We start from the raw sequence: 17375 nt of genomic DNA, 5'->3' as shown, positions 1-17375 counted from the left end.
GCCTACACCCTCCTCGCGTGCGCCGGATCCGCGGCCCGTCCCGCCCCTACGCTCCGGCTCGGGTCGCGGATCACCTCCTCCGGGAGCGTGCCCACCCCGAGGACGTAGATCCGTTCGAGCCACTCCCATTTCCGCGGCAGCACGATCGACGCCCGCCACGTGAGCTCCACGGCGCGGGTCTCGGTATCGATCAGAAACCCGTCGAGGTGCGTCTCGTACGCCACCTTTTTCCCCTCGATCTGGCTGCCGAACTGCACGGCGTACCGGGGCAAACGGAAGCGCCAGACGCCCTCCGGCAAGACGCCGCCGACCTCGACCGGCTCGTCGCCGAGGAGCGGCGTGCCGCTGTGCAGGCCCGGGACCGACCAGGCGTGGTGCATCGGATCAAAATCGCGCGGCCGCACCGGCGCGCGCCCCTTCGCCCACGCCGCGTCATGCGTGCCGATGCGCGAGCGCCGCGGCTCCCAGTGCGCCGGGATCGGCGCGAAGGCGCCATACGAGGGGTGCGACGGGGCGCCGCCTTCCTCGAGGGATGCCGGTTCGAGCGGCGGCGCGGGCTCGCCGAGGAGGCGGGTGGGCTGGCTGGAAAAACCCATCCCGATCGGGTTCGCGGGCTCGAACGCGCCACTGATGTGGTCGTGTCCGCCGTGGCATTTGTCGTAGCGAAGCGGGACTGGCTCGACGAACGGCGCGGGATCCGAGGGCGCGACGGCGCCGCGCCAGTTCTTCACGTACACGCGCGGCCCGTGCACGACGACGACCTTGCGCAGCGTGCCGACCTGGAGCCACGCATAAACGCGCCCCTTGATTCCGGCCGTGCGCGGGGGCGGATACGCGAGGCCCACGAGCCCGACGTCCGTGCCGGGCTTCTCGTCGGCCACGAGATCCGCGGGAAAACGCACGCCCCCGCCGCCGTCCCCCTCGTCCACGCGCCGCACGGGCGCGAGCGCGAGCCTCGCCGCGCCCTCGCGGCTCACCTTGTAGGCCACTTTGGCGACGACGACGGCGACGTCACGGCCGTGGCGGTCCATCATCATCGTCTCGCCATCGACGCTCGCCCAACTGATGTTCTCGACGAGCGCCTCGAAATTCATGGCGGCTCGGATGGTAAACGCACCCGCTGCGCGGCCACAAGCGTTCCGGGCGTGAACGAATCAGGAATCGAACGCGAGATCGGTCCGGGTCTCGCGCTCGCGCGGGGAGATTCGCGCCGTGGCTTTGCGCGCGCGCAGGTGATCACCGAGGTCGATGAAGAGGTGCGCGAGGCTCGTGTAGATCTGCACGGCCTTGCGCGTACCCGGCTCGAAGCCGCGCTCGGCCTCCTCCAGCGCGCGGCACGCGTTCATGTACGCCGCGTCGCGATCACTCTTGCTCACAGCGAGTCGCGCGAGGCTGTAATGGATGCGCGCCATTCGCCGGTGCGGGGTCGCGCCCGTCGAGGTCATGGCCATTTCGTTGTAAAAGTTCAATGCCCGTTCGAGGCGCTCCTGGGAGCGCGGCGTCGTGCCGGAGAGGACCTCGACCCAGCCGAGATCCATGTCGATCTCGGCGCAGAGATCGGCCGGCGCGGCGCCGCGGCTGCCGAGGTCGTGGGCCTTTTCGAGCAGATCACGCGCCTCGGCATACGAGAGCTCGCGCGCGCGCTGGTTGCCGACGCGGGCGAGGATCTCCGCCGCGGGGACGAGCTCGATCTCGTGCTCCATGGCGGTCTTCGTAGTCTCCTGGATGTGCGGCCAGAGCTCGGTGCGCTCGCGCGCGTTCGCATCGAGGTAGGCCATGAGCAAGAGGTCGAGCGCCTCGTGCAGGGCCGCCGTGCGTTGATCGGGCGTGAGGAGGTCGCGCACGCGCGTCCGGAACGTGGCGTCGTACGAGACGACGTCGGCCTCGTCGCGCAAGAAGCCGAGCTTGAGCAGGACGGGCAGCGCGTCGCTGAGGTCGCCGAGGCGCTCGCGCGGGACGTCGGCCTCGGCGAAGAACGCGAGCACGCGGGCGAGGCGGACGGCGCGTGGATCCTCGCGGCTGGCCTTGAGGAGGGCGCGGTCGGGCGAGACCTCGACGTCGGTGCCGACGCCGGCGAGCCCACGGAGCTTCTTCTCGACGCTCGCGAGCTCGGCGGCGTGGGCGTCGTCCGAGGCCGGCATGGGCAGCTTTTCGAGCACCTTGCGGGCGCGCTCGGCCTTGCCTTGTTCGAGCACGACGCGGCCGAACGCAGCGGCGAGCTGCGCGGGCGTGGGGAGCAAGCCGGGGAACTCGCGCGACCAGCGGCCCGGCAAGGCCATGGGCGAGAGGAGGCGCATGGCGCGGTCGAGGTCCTCCATGCCGCTCTCGACCTCGCCGTGATGCGCCTTGGCGAGGGCGTGGGCGTGCCACGAAAAGACGTCGCCGCCGGGCATGAGCTTGCCGAGGAGGGCGCCGTGTTTCTCGGCGACCTCGCGCGAGAGGAGGCCGTCGTACGTGCCCTCGCGGCAGCGGGCGATCCAGCGAAGCGCGAGGACGAGCTGCTGGGTGGTCTCCATGCGGCTCGACTCGACCTCCTCGTCCTCCTGCGGATCGTCGAGCCAGAAGAGGGCCTGCTCGGCGTGGTCGACGAGGAGGAAGGCGGCCGCGCGGAGGATGTCGGGCTGCTCGCGCGAGGGGATGGAGATGACGCTGCGAGGCTGCCCGGCCCAAAGGAGGAGGCGACCGGCGGCCTTCTCGGGCGGGCGCGGGCGGCCGCTCTCCTCGGCGTCGGGCGAATGGACGAGGTCGGCGACGGCGCGGCCGAGGGCAGCCCACTCGGCGAGCGAGCGGCCCTTCTTGAGGTCGGCGCGCAGGGCCATGACGACGCCGTGCAGGTGCTTGGAGGAGCGGAGGAGGTTCGCGAGGCGAGCATCGGCGCACTCGGACGACCACTCGGAGGCCGGGAGCAGCTCGCAGGCGCGGCCGATGCTGTGGAAGACGTCCTCGTCGAGCTCGTTGGCGACGCTCTTGGCGCAAGCGAGGCCGAGGTGCGCGGCGCCGGAGGAGGCGTCCAGGCGGAGGGCGGCGCGGTAGTGCTCGACGAGTGCCGCGGGGTTCGCGCCCTCGTGCTCCTCGTGCTGGGCCGCGACGAGGTGCATGAGGGCGAGGGACTGCGCCATGGTCGGCGCCTTGGCGACGCGCGGAGACGGCGGACCCAGCGGGATCTTCCACTTGCGGTTGCGCTCGTAGAAGCGGTCGATCGTGGTGACGAGGCCCTCGACACCGCCCTCGCCGTCGAGGCGCGCGGCGATGCCGACGAGCCGCTGGCGGCTGTCGAGGATGGGCCCGCCCGCCTCGTTCTCGTGGACGACCTGGAGGAGGCGAGGGAGGGGCGGGAGGGTGTCGGGCTGGGACTTGCGCGGCGCAGGCTCCTCGGGCTCGCCGGCGATGAGGGAGACGCTGCTCCAGTGCAGGACGACGGCGCGCTTGGCGAGGGCGTTCTCGACGCTGTCGCGGAAGCCGACGAGCGTGACGGGGGTGTCGAGGTCGAAGTCGGAGAACTCGTCCGCAGGCATGAGCCGGAGGACATGCGGGAGTTCCTCAGCGCAACGAAGGACGGCGAGGTCGCCTTCTTCGGTCGGGAGGACCTGCACGACTTCGGCGGTGCGGACCTGTTCCCCGGCGCGGAGGAGTTTGACGTGGGGGGCGCTCTCGGAGACGCGGGCGACCGTGAGGAGGTGGTGGGGGCCGACGGCGACGGCGGTGAAGTGGCCGCCGCCAGGGGCGAAGGCGAGCCAAATCGCGGCCTCGACGGCGGGCTGCGGGGAGGGGGCCACCATGGAGGAGGAGTGTACCGGAAGCGGGCGCGGGAGCGGTAGGAAGTGGTGCGTCGAGGCAGGAAGCGGGCGAGGGGGCGGAGGCGGGAGCGGGAGCGGGAGCGGGAGCGGAGGCGGGAGCGGGAGCGGAGGCGGGAGCGGGAGCGGAGGCGGGAGCGGGAGCGGGAGCGGGAGCGGGAGCGGGAGCGGAGGCGGGGGCGGGAGCGGAGGCGGGGGCGGGGGCGGAGGCGGGGGCGGGGGCGGAGGCGGATCACGCGAGCGCGAGCGTCTCCAGATGCTTACGCGCGAGATGCAGGCGACTGTGAGCCGTCTTCACCTTGATGCCGAGCGATGCGGCGATTTCGGTGATCGGGCGCCCCTCCAGGTACGGAATCACCGCGGACCGCAGACGGGCGCTGAGCTTCCCCAAAAAGCGCTTCAGCCGGAACATGCCGTACGTCGCCTGCAAAAGCGTCTCCGGCGACGTCCCGTCCTCCTGCTCGGGTAGATCCTCCGCGAAACCAACGAGCACCTCACGCTCGTAGCGAAGGCGCTTTCGGTAATTGCGCGCATGGTTGAGCCCGATCACCCAAAGCCACGGGCGAGCCTGCTCCGGCGTGACCAGGCACGAGAGGCGACGCCAGACCGTGACGAAAATATCTTGCAGGACATCCTCCACGTCGCGGGGAGGGACGGACTGACCAAGAAGGAGGCGGCGCAGGAAAGCGCGATGTTCCAGGTAAAGGCGGCCGAGCAAGGCATGCGATGCCGAAAAGTTTGCCGGCGGAGGATGGACGAGTATCGTGACCATTAGCTCATGGCTCCGGGTTGTTCGGGGTTGTGGGTCAGACGCCGGTCGGTGGTCTAGCGCCGGCTGGCGTCGCCTGTTTGTCCCACAGGACACGGGAAAACTCAACGGGAAAAGGCGAGATTGGTTCGTCGCGGGAGAGCCTACGATCCGCCGTGAATGGCACCACGGACGTCTCCATGGGTGCGGCGATCCAGGGCATGAGGGCAGGCCGTCCTGGGGAAGGACGGCCTGCCCTGTGGGTTCACGACGCGCGGTGGTAGACGAGGCGGCCGAGGGTGGCGATGACGTGGTCCATGCGGTCGAGGACCTTCACATGGACCGGACCGATGTAACGCATGGCCTGGGCGACCTGAACGCAGGCCAGCACCTCTCGGGCGGAGCCGAGGGCTGTTTGATAACGCTGCCGTTTATGTCCCGCCGTATTTCCCGCTCCCTCGGCGACATTGAGGGCGACGCTATGCATGGCGCGGCGAAGCTGCCGAGCGAGATCTGCATCCCTCCGTTCGATCTGCACTGCGACGCCTGCCGCGTCCCCAGCCATGGCCAAAACGACTTCGTAGATCCTCAGCATAACGAAACCTCCGCCCGACGACCCTTTCGCCGGGACCCGTGTCCCGGACCGTCGCGCGCAGGCCTCTTCAAGGCTGCGCAGCACCGCGCGGAGCCGCGCGGAGCGCGAAGCGCGAGCACGGCGAGCACGGCGTGGCCTTGAAGAGGCCGAGCACGACGGTACGATCGCCGACCCCGAGCGGAATCCTCTGTTTCCCGCTCCCGCTCCCGCCTCCGCCCCCGCCCCCGCCTCCGCTCCCGCTCCCGCTCCCGCTCCCGCTCCCGCTCCCGCTCCCGCTCCCGCTCCCGCTCCCGCTCCCGCTCCCGCTCCCGCTCCCGCTCCCGCTCCCGCTCCCGCTCCCGCTCCCGCCTCCGCCTCCGTCCTTGACGCCAGCGTCCGCCAGGCCGTACCCTCCCTCGCAAACCTGCCACCCCGCGGCATCTCACCGTGGTCAGAGAGGATTCACGACATGCGAACCCCCGACGTGAATGCATCGAGCGAGGTCTACGAAAAGAACACCGACCATTTCCGCGGCGCGGCGGAGGGGTGGGCCGATGCGGAGACGCTCACGGCGGCGCAACGCGCGGCCATCGTCGAGGCGGACGCCATCGTCACGGCGGCCGCGGATGGGCTGGGCAGCGCTGTCGTGATGGAGCGAGCCGCGCGCAGGGCCGCGACGAAGCTCCGCGCGCAGTTCGGCATTCGGGACGTCATCCTCGACCTGCGCATCATGGGCGTGAGTGATGCCCTCTTGAATGGCCCCGCCATGCGCAGCCGCGACAATCCCGTGTACAAGAACGTCTTCCAGGAGGGCACCGCCGGGGAGATCACCGAGGCGAAGCTCCGCGAGGAGCCCGAGCTCGCCGAGCGGATCCTGGAGCGGCTCGCGAACGTCGAGGATTTCCCGGGCAAGGCCGCCGCGCAGGCCGGCCTCAAGGAAGCGCTCGAGAAGAGCTTCGTGATCCGCGACGCGCTCGACGCCGCCGAAATGGCGCAAAACAAAGCCGGCGACGCCGAGATCCAGGCACGGCTCGCCGTCCGCGTGGCGCTCGAAAAGGCATACGGAATGCTCCGCGCCGCATTCCCGGGGCAACGCAAGCTCGTCGAGTCATTCTTCTTGCGCCGCGAGCGCAGCGCCAAGAAGGGCGGAGGCGAGAGCGGGGACGCGGGGAACGAGGGCTGATCGCCGAAACCTCGCTTTTGTCGCTGGCAAATTCTGCCCCGAGAACCGGATCCCGTCTTCGTGCATGCGCGAACGACGCACAGGAGCCCCCAAACCGCACCTCTCGCCCCTCCGAACTCCGCACAGGACGAGCGCGACGCCCTTCGGAATCGGAAAATCGTCGCGCCCGACGCGACCGGCGCCCCTCGCGCACGCCCGAACGACGCGCCGGGGCTCCTGTGCATCGTTCGGACATTTCCAAACGTGACGCACACCACTCCTGTGCATCGTTCGAGCATGTCCGAAGGACGCACCGGGAGACCGTCGCGGGATTTGCGCGCGTCCGAAGCCGGAAACCTGCTTTCATGCCGTGATTTGCCGGCATCCAGGGCGAAATCTGGCGGAGGCGCGTCGCATTCCTGGGGCAGAGGAATCGGAACGAGCTGCGTCGCCATCGATGGCGGTGATCGTCCGCGACGACGGGCGAGCCTCTTCGCTCCTCTTCTCCTGCGTCATTCTTGCCCCCTGCTCACGACCTGCTTGGGCTGCGGCGAGAGCGCATCCGGCCCATACCGCCGCAGAATCACAATCGCGCCCGCGATCACGCAGGCGTTCACCGCCCCGGCCACCATCCCATCCGCCCCGGCCACCGCCGTGTCGAACGCGCCGTGCCACAGCGCGGGGATGAGGATGCTGCCGCCGGTGCTGTTGTAGAGCCACGTCATCACCACCGAGCCAGCCAGGATGCTGATCAGGAAAGCGACCCACACCATGGGGTTGACGGGCATGTTGTAGAAGAACGAGGGCACGTGCCAGAACGCCCAGAGCAGCCCCAGCAGCAGCGTGGCCGCGTAGGCCCCGCGCCCTTGCTGCAGGCGGGGCAGCATGAAGCCGCGCCAGCCCATCTCCTCGCAGAAGCCGAAGGTGAGCGTCCACAACAGCCAGGTGCCCAGCCAGCCAAGCTGGGGCAGCTCGGCGGCATAACCGAAGCCGCGCAGCGCGGTCATGTCGCCCCGGAAGAGCGAGAGGGCCGCGCCCGAGGCCAGAAAGCACGCGCCGGGGCTGAGCAGCGCGAAGGCCAACCAGCCCCAGCCGCCCTGCCAGGTCGTGGCCCGCCGCGCCAGATCGCGCAGCCCGGCGGGGCCGCGTGTGGCCCATGTCATCCCCAGCGAGGCGGCGAGCGGGCCAAGCGCGCCCAGCACGTGCACCCAGGCGGGCAGCCTCCAGCCCACCGCGCCTACGGCGGCCAGCGCCAGCGGGATGTGGAAGGCCCATGTGACGGCGCAGGCCAGAACATAGAAGGCCAGCAGCGGGTGCTTTAACAATCTTCTTCTTCCGCTCCCCCGCGCGGCCTCCTCTTGGAAACCCTCTATCATTGACACAAGGGGGAGGGTACTGGTTCGTCTCGAGCCACGACGCCCTGACAAGCGACTGGAAAGATTCCGGTTCGTTGGAGGTGGGGACCCGGGGAGGGAGAATGGAGTGCTAGCCAAGGCTCCGCCCATGTCCTTTCGTTCGTGCAGGGAATGGGGTACGACATGCACCAGGAAGGGGAGCGGCAGATGATTCTCGTGATCGGAGCGACAGGGAATGTGGGCGGCGCGGTGCTCGCGCAGCTCATCGAGGCGGGCCAGAAGGTCCGCGTGCTCGTGCGCGACCCGGCCAAGCTCGGAGAGCTCGGCGGCAAGGTCGAGGTCGTAAAGGGCGATCTCACGAAACCCGAGACGCTCGACGCGGCGTTCGCGGGCGTGGACAAGGTGTTCGTCGTCTTCGCAGGGGACGACCTGGCGACGCTCGCAGGGAATGCGATGGACGCGGCGAAGAAGGCGGGCGTGAAGCACATCGTGATGCTCTCGTCGTCCACCGTCGTCGAGCCGTACGCGACGCTGCTCGGCCAGTGGCACATCGAGGCCGAGGCGAAGATCAAGGCCTCGGGGCTCGCCTGGACGATCCTCCAGCCGGGGGCCTTCGCGTCGAATACGCTGCATTGGGTCGGCTCGATCAAGAGCCAGGGCGTGGTCTTTCAACCGACGGGCGACGGGAAGTCGGCGCCGATCGACCCGCACGACATCGCGGCGGTGGCCGTGAAGGTGTTGACCTCCCCGGGGCACGAGGGGAAATCATACGTGCTCACCGGGCCGGAGGCGCTCAGCGCGGCGGAGGAGGTGGCGAAGATCGGCGCGGTGCTCGGGAGGCCTCTCCGATTCGTCGACGTGCCCGAGGCCGCAGCCCGCGAGGGAATGGTGAAGGCGGGCCTGCCCGAGGTGTTCATTCGTGCCGTCCTCGAAGCCCACGCCATGGTCAAGGCCGGGCATGGGGCGAGGATCACACAGACCGTCGAGGAGATCCTCGGGCGCAAGGCCCGGACCTTCGACGATTGGCTGAAGAGCCACGGGAAGGCGTTTCAGTAAGACCGCGGGGGGCGCGAAGGCGCGGACGTCAGCTCGCTGCGACGTCGGGGAAGGACGCCCATTCGACGATGTGGAATGACACGCCTTGCGGCGACTTGAGCAAGGCGAAGCGCCCGACCCCGGCGAGTTCCGACACGGGAATGCAAAGCGACCCGCCGAGCTCCACGGCGAGGCGCGCCGTCGCGTCGGCGTTGGTGACGGCGAAGGACGTGCCCCAGTGCGGCGGGACGTCCCCCATGTGCTCCGGCATGAGCTGCATCGCGCCGCCGACGGGGACCTTGTCGAGCTTGAAGAGCGTGTACGTCATGCCGGGCACCGGACACTGGTCCTCCAGCTTCCAGCCGAAGAGCGCCGCGTAAAACGAGGTCGCTCGGCCCAGATCACTCGTGAGCGTCTCGTACCAGCTCGGCGCGCCGGGCGCGTGGCTGTCGACGTCCATGCCGTCCTGCTTCTTCGGCTGCCACACGGAGAAGACGGCGCCGTTCGGATCCGTGCACATGGCCATCCTGCCGTTGTCGAGCACATCAAACGCAGGTTCGGCGCTCCCGCCGAGCGAGGCGACCTTCGCGACGGCGGCGTCGACGCTCTCGACCTTCACCATGACGCCGATGTGCGCCGGTATGTCGGGGGGCATGTTCGGCGCAGAAAGATCCATGAGCGCGCCGGCCGTGCGCCCGCCGACGAGGATGAGCTGACTGCCAGGGACGCCCGGCATCTCGCCGTACGTCCAGCCGAAGAGCGCGCCGAAGAACGCGCGCGCGCGCTCGGCCTCCGGGGTCATCAGGTTGATCCAGCAGAAATCGTGCGTTTTGCGCGTACCCGTCGTCATCGTGGACTCCTTGTTCCCCCGTAGACTGGGCTCGCGCTGAAAAATCATCGGTCGGCCGGAAAAAATCTCGGGCGGCCGGGCCGTGGCTCAGCGCACCTCCTTGCACGGACGTTTCGTCAGGTGCAGGTGCCAGTCCTCGCGCCATGCTTCGCACGCCTCCCGGGTCTCCGCGCAGAAATGGCGCCATTCATTCTCCTTGTCGCGGCGATAGGAATTGTACTCGTGGTAGTAGGCCGTGCAGAATGCGTTCGGCCGAGGGGCGCAGTTCGAATAGGTGGGGACCGATGGGCGTGGCGATACCATCCGGCATGAGCTGGGATTGAGCGCGCAGATGCCCTCCAGCCCCTGCGAATTGGTTTCCGGCTGCGGCGGCTCCTCGGATTCGGGGATCTCGTCGTCGCCTCCTGGGCCGGCGACGGGGGTGGTTTCAGGGCGCATGCGGGAGGAATGCGGGTCTCGTTCCGGCACTTCGAGGAACTCGCGCTTCGCCTTGATCATGTTCGTGCGGTACGTTTCGCACGCGTCGCGCTCTCGTTTGCACCACGAGACGTCATGCGGCGTGATGGCATGCGCGCAGAACCAGACCTCGCCGTCCGGCGGCTCGGGCGCGCCCGCGGGCGGCGCGAAACGGGCGCGGCTCGGGCCGCAGCAGAGCCCCGCCACGGAGAGCACGAGGGAAAGAGCTGCCAGGTGGGGGCCACGCATGAGGCGATGCTGGCATGGACGGGGAGAAGCAGGCGACCCTTTTGTCCGCGGAACGGGTTGCGGTTCGTTGGGGGCTGGGAGCAGACTCCGACACACAAGCCTCCGGCGCTCGGCGGACATGAATCCCTACCGGAACCTGCACGCAGACAGCCCACGAGACCCGCCGGACCGATGGCGGAGGGCGCGCGCCGTGGCGGCGAACGATGGGCGTGACGAGGGCTGGTTCGTGGAATGGCGTGGAATCCGCGTCGCCGAACTGACCGATCGCCGCTGGGAGGACATGTTCTGGGATTCCTATCGATGCACGTTGCTGACGGAGCAGCCCGACCTCGTCCAGGCCCTTCAATCGAGCGGCTGGGACCCTCGTGAGGTGACGTTTCGAACCCGAATCACCGACCAGCCTGCCCCCCATGCATTCGCGAGTCACCCCCCGAGGGACGGCCGGGTGACCGTACGTTCCCTTTACGTGTCCTTCGACCTCACGTGGAGGGAGCGCGCCTTTCTCCTGCTTTTTCGCCTCGGCCTGGTGAAGTGAGCGCTACATCTTCTTGCGGTCCGCCGCACGCGGCCGCGCGCGTCGCTCCTCCACGTCGGCCATGTCGATACGAAGTCCCCCGGCGAGGTACGTCTCCAGGAACCCGAGCCGGTCATTGCCCCAGAAAATCTGGTCCTCGACGAGGAACGTCGGCACGCCGAAGACGCCCTCGGCGAGCGCCTGCTCGGTGTTCTGGCGGAGGCGCTCCTTCACCGCGGGATCGTCGGCGGCGGCGAGCAGCGCGGCGCCGTCGAGGCCCGCTTCGTCGGCGATGGCGCGGAGCTCGGCGTCGTTCATCAAGTCGCGGCCGTTCTCCCAGGTCGCGACGATCAACGCGCCGGCGAGGCGGCGCCGCGCGTCCGGATCGTCGAGGGCCGCGCACATGCGCTGCGCCTTCAGCGGATTGAACGGATGCGCCGGCGGACCGGCACAACGAAGCTTCAATGTCATCGCCCAGCGCGCCACGTCCTGCAGCAGGTGGACGCGCTTCGACGCGATCTCCGCGGGTCCCTTGTTCCCATTGGCCTGGAGCAACCCCGCGAACAGCACGGGCTGGAGGTCGAAACGCGCGCCCGTGCGCGCCTCGACCTCGTGGATCTGCGTCCATGCGAGCCAGACGTAGGGGCTGATGACGTCGAAGTAAAACCGGACGGTACGCATGCCGGAGAACGGTAGTACGTACCTACGCGACTGTCGACGTGGAGCGGAGAATCAACCTCCGGTGCCGGATTGACAGGAGGTGTTGATTGCGTCGACCAGCGGCGACTCCCGCTTCACGGCCGTACCGAGCGCGGACGTTGCCGCATTGGCCCCGTGGACGTCCTTCGCTTCGATGGCACGCGCCAGGTCTCGCGCGGCCTTTGCGGTGGCGTGTACCATGTCCCGGTAATCGGCCACCTTTCGGACCAGCTCGGGCTGCGTCACGGGCACGGCCTCGATATCCCGGCCGACGCTGTCCATCACGTCGGCCATCGCGCGGAGCTGCTCTGTGTCGCGCGCATCTTTCGTCTCGTCCTGGGACGTGTTCAGCTTCTGCATGCCGCCATTGATCACCTCGATGACGGCGTTGCATTCTTTGACCTTGTCGTTCGCGCCCTCGGAATCCGCCGTCTTGCCGGGGCCGGCGCTCGCCGCGCACGCGGTGACGAGGAGGGATGCCACGAGGAGCCATGAAGACGAATGGCGCATGCCCGAGGACGGTAGTCGTCCAAACACGCCCGCGTCAACCGGGACGAAGGACGCGCGTGATTCCTCCCTTCCCCGGCGCGGGAAGACCGTGGTATTTCCCCACGCTCATGCGCCCGGACCTCCCGACGAACGATTCCGGCTCCGATGGCTGGCACCAGACCGGGGGGCACACCTATCGGTGCGAGAGCGCGGGCATCGTCTTCATCCGTGTCGCGGGTGATCTCGCCGAGGAGGACATCGCCGCCTTCTTCGACGCATTCGCGCACCTCTGTGACACGAGCGGGCTCGCGCACGTGTTCTGGCTCGTTGATCTCGGGCGCCTCGGCGCCATCACCCCGGAGGCGCGCACGCGCGCGGCGAAGACGCCGGTGCGGCCCGAAAACAAGGGCATGGTGCTCTTCAATGGGACCTTCCGGCAACGCATGGCCGTGACGCTCGTCGACAAGGCCACGTCGCTGCTTCAACCCAAGGCCCCTCCGCTCGTCACCTTCGGCACGGAGGCAGAGGCGCGCGCCTGGATCGACAAACGCAGGCGCGAGCTCGCGGCGCGCGGCGACCGGTGACGAGCCGCGGCGGCCTGCGGAATGCGCCCCCGGCTCAAGCCACCCGCTTCCTCTTCGCCGCCGCCGCTTCCACGATCCGCTGCACCTCCTGGAGGTCCACCGGCTTCGTCAGGTGGTAATCGAATCCCGCTTCGCGCGCTTGCCGCCGGTCTTCGTCCGTCCCCCAGCCCGTCAGCGCCACCAGCACCAGCCGGCCGAAGCCCTCCTCGGTCCGCAGCCGTTGTGCCACCTCGTATCCCGTCATTCCCGGAAGCCCGATATCCAAGAAAACCACGTCCGGCTCGAACGCGCGCGCGGCGACCAGCGCCGAGGGGCCCGTGTGCGCCACTTCGGTCGTGTGTCCCGAGAGCTGCAAGAGCTCCGCCAGGCTCTCCGCGCCGTCGACGTTGTCGTCCACCACCAGCACCTTCAGGCCGCCGGCCGCTCCTTTGCCTGGCAGGTCGCCGCCCGAGCCCTTGGCGGGCGTCTCCTCCGCGACCCCGAGGGGCAGGCGGACCGTGAAAATCGAACCTCGCGACGGACCTTCGCTCGTGGCTTCCACCGTCCCCCCATGGAGCTCCACGAGCCGCCGCACCAGCGTCAAACCAATTCCCAGGCCTCCCTGCGCTCGGTCGATCGAGCGGCCCACTTGCGTGAACATGTCGAACACCTTCGTCCGCATCTCCGCCGGGATGCCCACGCCGGTGTCCTCCACCCGCACGACCATGTGCGCGTCCTCCTGCACCGCGACGAGCCGGATGCGGCCCCCCGCCGGCGTGTATTTCGCCGCGTTGTTGAGCAGGTTCGCCAGGACCTGCGCGAGCCGCGTCGGGTCCGCCGAGAGCCATAACGGCTCGGTCGGCAGCGACACGGAAAACTCGTGCCCGGCCGCCTCGATGAGCGGGCGGCTCGTCTCCAGCGCGCTCTCCAGCACCGCGCCGAGCTCCACCCGCTCCTTGCGCAGCTCCACCTTGCCGCGCGTGATGCGCGAGACGTCGAGCAGATCGTCCACCATACGCACCATGTGCCCGACCTGCCGCTCCATCATCGCCCGGATGCGCTGCCCCTGCGCCTCGTCGCGGGCCATTTGCAGGAGCGACAGGCCCGTCCGGATGGGCGCGAGCGGGTTGCGGAGCTCGTGGGCCAAGGTCGCCAGAAATTCGTCTTTGCGCCGGTCCTGATCTCGCAGTTCGTCGTAGAGCCGCGCGTTCTCGATCGCCACGGACGCGATATGCGCGAGCTGGACCAGGATCGCCTCGTCCTGCTCCGTGAACTCCCCCTCGTATTTGTCGGAGAGCTGGATGAGGCCGAGGTTTTTCCCGCTGCGGGCGACGAACGGCGCCGCCAGCCAGCCGCGCATCGGCGGGTGCTTGTCCTCTTCGCCGCCGAAGTTCCGCCACGCCGGGTGGGACACGAGCTCGGCCTGCGTGAGCCGCATCGGGCGGTTCGTCTGGCAGACGACCGTGTAGATGCCTTTGCCCGTCGGCCGCGCCTCGTATCTGCGAAATCCTTCGTACTTGGTCGACAGGGACGTCGCGCTGATCGCCTGCGACCAGTCGTTGCCTATCGTCATGCTGGTGACCGACTGGTGCACCCCGATGATCCGCCGGGCCTCCTCGGTAATGACCCGGAGCACGCTTTCGAGCGAAGCGGACGCGTGGATCGTGAGGGCCGCGTCGGCCACCTGTTCGAGGAGCCGGGCTTGCTCGCGCTCGCGTTCGAGCAGCCGCGCGAGCCGCTCCTCGTGGTGCTTGCGGGCCGTCGCGTCGACCGTCACCCCGTCGAAGCGCTTCGCCGCCCCGTCCGGCCCGTAGGCCGTCCCGCCGAGCGCGCGGATCCATTTGATCGCCCCGGTGTCCGGATCGACCGTCCGGTAATCGATGTCGTACGGCGTTCCCTTGTCGATCGACGTCTCGATGGCCTGCCGCGTCCGCGCCCGATCGTCCGGGTGAATGCGCTCGTAGAACGTGTCGATCGTCACGCGGGCGTCGGGCGGGAGCCAGAAATGTTCCTTCACGCGCTCGTCCCAGCTCAGCTCGCCAAACGGCAGATCACAATGCCAGAAGCCGATCCCGGAGAGCTCGACCGCGAATTCGAGGCGCTCCTCCCGCTCGCGCAGGCGTCGGGCCGTTTGGGCTCGTTCGAGGGCCTCCCAGCACTGCCCCACGACGAGCCGGACGAGGTCCACTTCCTCGGAGGTCCAGCGCCGCGGACGCGCCTGGTCGACGGCCATCGCCGCGATGAACTTGCCAGCCTTGTGCAGCGGGACGCCGATGCCGGCCTGGATCCTCGCCGCCCGATACGCGGAGAGGTCGCTCCCGGCCCGCGGGTCCTGATTCACGTCCTCCATCACGTACGGCTGGTTCGCCTGCATGGCCCGCTCGAACTCCAGGCCGAAGCCGGCCACCGACCAGCGTCCCACCATGCTAGGGAGGCGCCGCGCGTAATCGCCCGTGACCACGAAGATACGGTCGTCCTCGACCTCGGCATACACGCAGCGGTCGGCGTCGAGGTGCTCGGCCAGGAGCCGGGCCGTGGTGGCCATGATCTCGTCCGCGTCCGTGAGCGGCTGCGTGGCGGCGGCGAGGTCCGCGAGGAACCGATGCCGTGCTTCGCTCGCGCGGAGCGCCTCGTTCGCCCGTTTTCGTTCCTCGGAGACGGCGAGGGTTTTCGCGGCGCTGCCGGCGAACCGCGACAAACTCGTGAGAATCCGGACGTCCTCGCGGTCGAATTGGCGCGTCTCGCTGCGCGTGAAAACCCAGACCGTACCGACGGGTTTGTCGCCGTCGTGGAAGGGGACGGTCAGCGCCTCGACGACGCCGAGGTCGGACACGCCTTTGGCCGTGAAGTGGCGGGCGGGGTCGCGAAAGAGCAGCGCGGCGTTGTGGGCGACGACGACGCCGCAGGGGCTCTCGAAGCGGGGCATCACCGTGCCGAGGAGGTCCACGTCCGCTCCCGCGAGGGCGCGCCAGCGGAAGACCTCCTCGTCGCCTTCAATCTCGAGGAGGCTCACGCCGGCCGCGTCGGCCTGACAGAGGGAACGGGCGAGCTCGACGAGCTTCGGGAGAATGGCCTCCGGGGGCCCGGTCAGCGCCTCGGCGAGCTCGACGAGGGCGCGGTTCTCGGCCGCGTGATCAGGCTGCCTGGACGGGCGACGAGCGAGCTCCTCCTGACAATCTTGCAAAAAGTCCCCTCCGTACGAGGGGACCAACGGTACACGCATGACCCTGATCCGTGGGAACCCCGAATGGAAAGCCAGCGTAACTGACCTAACGGTTCGGGGCAATGAGGAGGGGAGCAAGGCGGAGGTGAGGGGATTCCCAAGGGCGCGCGCTCGGGAACCCCGAGCGGCAACCCGCCGCGACCGGTTGCCATCGGCGGTGGGAACCGGTTCCCACCGCCCGGCGCGCGACCGCGCGAAAGTACAGGTATTTCCGTGTGGCACGTGCCCTGCTCGGAGGGAGCGCGGAGGCCATCCATGACCCTTCGATCGTTTGGTTCCCGTGTCGTGTTGCTCCCCCTCGTCCTCGTCCCCGCCTGTGCGGTCGAGGTCGTCTCCAGCGGAGGCGCCGCGCCGGCGGAGGGGAGCTCGTCCGGCGCGCCCCAGCCTTCGACCGAGCCTTCAGCGGCGTATCCGGGCCATGGATTCGTCGTGCACGAGTGGGGCACCGATACCGTGGTCGTGGGCTCGGACGGCTCGCTCCAGCGCGGATTGCACCACGAGGAGGAGGACCTGCCGAGCTTCGTCTATGACCGCATCCGCGCCGGGACCCTGCCGGAGGCGACCTCGGTGCACGTCAAGATGGAGACGCCCGTCACGTACTTTTACTCGGACAAACCGATGCAGGCGCGCGTGCAGGTGGCGTTCCCGAGCGGGGTGCTCACGCAATGGTACCCCGCGGTGGCGAGCTTCTATCCGTGGGTGGCGAAGGCGAACGCAGCGCCGAATCTCCTTGTGGACGCCGATCCGGTGCTCGATCCGAGCTTTCCCTGGAGCGGGCCCACCTGCCAGGAGAAATACGGCATCGTCGGGCAGGGGCTGCTCGACTGGGGCGAGGTGGAGATCCTGCCGCGCGGGGCCGACGTGGAGCTGCCCGAGGCCTCGCTCGACGCGTTCACGTGGAGCCACGCGCGCGCCGTCGACGCGAATGCGGTGCGCGTGACGGCCGTGCCCACGGCGAGCGGCGCGCCCGAGGCCGAGCGCTTTCTTTTTTATCGTGGCCTCGGCAACCTCACGCCACCCGCGCGCGTGACCGCGGCCGCGAGCACGGTCCGCGTCGAGAACACCTTGCCCGACGCGCTCGGGGCGCTCTTCGTGGTGAACGTGGGCGAGGCGGGCGGCGTGTTCTCGGTGGTCCCCGCGGGCGTCTCGCCCGGCCAAACCGTGGACCTCGAAGCCCCGGCGCTCGCCGCGGCCAAGACGCTCGATGTGTTCGTCGAGGACCTCGGCGCGTCCATCACGACCGCGCTCGACGGCGCCGGGCTCTACCACGACGAATCCCTCGCCATGGTGGCCACCTGGAAGCGGCAATGGTTCCGTACCCCGGGCCTGCGGGTGTTTTACCTCGCGCCACAGACCTGGACCGACGCGACGTTGCCCCTCACGGTCGACCCGGCCCCCGACCACGTGACCCGTGTCATGATGATCCGCGTCGAGGTGATCACGACCGACCTCGAAGAGGGCGACGTCGCCGCGGCGAAGGGCCTCGCGGATCCGGCGACCGAGGCCGCGGCGAAGGCTCATTTCCTCGGCCTCGGAAGGTTCGCCGAGCCACGCCTGCGCCGCGCCCTCGGCCTGCTCGCCGAGCCTTCCTGGGGCGAACCGTTCCTCGCGGCGGTGACCTCGGCCGAGACGCGCGCCGCAGTCGGCGAATGAGCGGATAGACT

Annotated in this window: 15 protein-coding genes; 5 read left to right on the top strand and 10 right to left on the bottom strand. The window is 69.2% G+C overall.

Annotation, left to right across the window (positions count from 1 at the left end):
- Window positions 1-2: 2 nt before the first annotated feature.
- The 4 genes from E8A74_RS12110 to E8A74_RS12090 all read right to left on the bottom strand — a co-directional run bounded on the left by E8A74_RS12110 (window position 3) and on the right by E8A74_RS12090 (window position 5137).
- A complete protein-coding gene (locus tag E8A74_RS12110) occupies window positions 3-1094 on the bottom strand; it encodes a DUF2169 domain-containing protein (protein ID WP_136929131.1) in 1092 nt (363 codons plus the stop codon).
- A gap of 60 nt (window positions 1095-1154) precedes the next feature.
- The gene (locus tag E8A74_RS12105; protein ID WP_136929130.1) at window positions 1155-3779 is read right to left on the bottom strand and encodes a serine protease family protein; all 2625 of its coding nucleotides are present in this window, start codon (window positions 3777-3779) and stop codon (window positions 1155-1157) included.
- Between the two features lie 247 nt (window positions 3780-4026).
- Window positions 4027-4566: an RNA polymerase sigma factor gene (locus E8A74_RS12095; RefSeq protein ID WP_136929129.1), complete on the bottom strand. Its 540-nt coding sequence runs from the start codon at window positions 4564-4566 to the stop codon at window positions 4027-4029.
- Between the two features lie 241 nt (window positions 4567-4807).
- Complete coding sequence (locus E8A74_RS12090) at window positions 4808-5137, bottom strand: four helix bundle protein (RefSeq protein WP_136929128.1); 330 nt, start codon at window positions 5135-5137, stop codon at window positions 4808-4810.
- 448 nt (window positions 5138-5585) lie between these two features.
- On the opposite strand from E8A74_RS12090, the gene E8A74_RS12085 reads away from it, so the two are divergent.
- Window positions 5586-6299: a hypothetical protein gene (locus E8A74_RS12085; RefSeq protein WP_136929127.1), complete on the top strand. Its 714-nt coding sequence runs from the start codon at window positions 5586-5588 to the stop codon at window positions 6297-6299.
- Window positions 6300-6790: 491 nt separating this feature from the next.
- On the opposite strand, the gene E8A74_RS12080 is transcribed toward E8A74_RS12085, so the two are convergent.
- On the bottom strand, window positions 6791-7603 hold the full coding sequence (locus E8A74_RS12080; protein WP_170229068.1) for a CPBP family intramembrane glutamic endopeptidase: 813 nt from the start codon (window positions 7601-7603) through the stop codon (window positions 6791-6793).
- Window positions 7604-7816: 213 nt separating this feature from the next.
- On the opposite strand from E8A74_RS12080, the gene E8A74_RS12075 reads away from it, so the two are divergent.
- Window positions 7817-8689, top strand: coding sequence for an SDR family oxidoreductase (locus E8A74_RS12075; protein ID WP_170229067.1), 873 nt, complete (start codon window positions 7817-7819; stop codon window positions 8687-8689).
- A 28-nt stretch (window positions 8690-8717) separates the two neighbouring features.
- Here E8A74_RS12075 and E8A74_RS12070 read toward each other — a convergent pair whose 3' ends face one another.
- Window positions 8718-9518: a VOC family protein gene (locus tag E8A74_RS12070; RefSeq protein WP_136929124.1), complete on the bottom strand. Its 801-nt coding sequence runs from the start codon at window positions 9516-9518 to the stop codon at window positions 8718-8720.
- Between the two features lie 87 nt (window positions 9519-9605).
- On the bottom strand, window positions 9606-10223 hold the full coding sequence (locus E8A74_RS12065) for a hypothetical protein (protein WP_136929123.1): 618 nt from the start codon (window positions 10221-10223) through the stop codon (window positions 9606-9608).
- Window positions 10224-10413: 190 nt separating this feature from the next.
- Here E8A74_RS12065 and E8A74_RS12060 point away from each other — a divergent pair, with 190 nt between their 5' ends.
- Entirely contained in the window at window positions 10414-10758 is a 345-nt protein-coding gene (locus E8A74_RS12060; protein WP_136929122.1) for a hypothetical protein, read from the top strand.
- 3 nt (window positions 10759-10761) lie between these two features.
- Here E8A74_RS12060 and E8A74_RS12055 read toward each other — a convergent pair whose 3' ends face one another.
- Both E8A74_RS12055 and E8A74_RS12050 read right to left on the bottom strand, forming a co-directional pair.
- On the bottom strand, window positions 10762-11418 hold the full coding sequence (locus E8A74_RS12055) for a 2-hydroxychromene-2-carboxylate isomerase (protein ID WP_136929121.1): 657 nt from the start codon (window positions 11416-11418) through the stop codon (window positions 10762-10764).
- Window positions 11419-11469: 51 nt separating this feature from the next.
- Entirely contained in the window at window positions 11470-11946 is a 477-nt protein-coding gene (locus E8A74_RS12050) for a hypothetical protein (protein WP_136929120.1), read from the bottom strand.
- Window positions 11947-12002: 56 nt separating this feature from the next.
- Here E8A74_RS12050 and E8A74_RS12045 point away from each other — a divergent pair, with 56 nt between their 5' ends.
- Window positions 12003-12509, top strand: a complete 507-nt coding sequence (locus E8A74_RS12045) for a SpoIIAA family protein (protein ID WP_136929119.1) — start codon at window positions 12003-12005, stop codon at window positions 12507-12509.
- A gap of 34 nt (window positions 12510-12543) precedes the next feature.
- On the opposite strand, the gene E8A74_RS12040 is transcribed toward E8A74_RS12045, so the two are convergent.
- Complete coding sequence (locus tag E8A74_RS12040) at window positions 12544-15711, bottom strand: hybrid sensor histidine kinase/response regulator (protein ID WP_136929118.1); 3168 nt, start codon at window positions 15709-15711, stop codon at window positions 12544-12546.
- A 255-nt stretch (window positions 15712-15966) separates the two neighbouring features.
- Between E8A74_RS12040 and E8A74_RS12035 the strand changes: the two genes are divergently transcribed.
- A complete protein-coding gene (locus E8A74_RS12035; protein WP_136929117.1) occupies window positions 15967-17364 on the top strand; it encodes a hypothetical protein in 1398 nt (465 codons plus the stop codon).
- Window positions 17365-17375: the final 11 nt, after the last annotated feature.

Source organism: Polyangium fumosum, from assembly GCF_005144585.1.
GTDB lineage: Bacteria > Myxococcota_A > Polyangia > Polyangiales > Polyangiaceae > Polyangium > Polyangium fumosum.
This window is presented reverse-complemented; position numbering and strand designations above follow the sequence as displayed.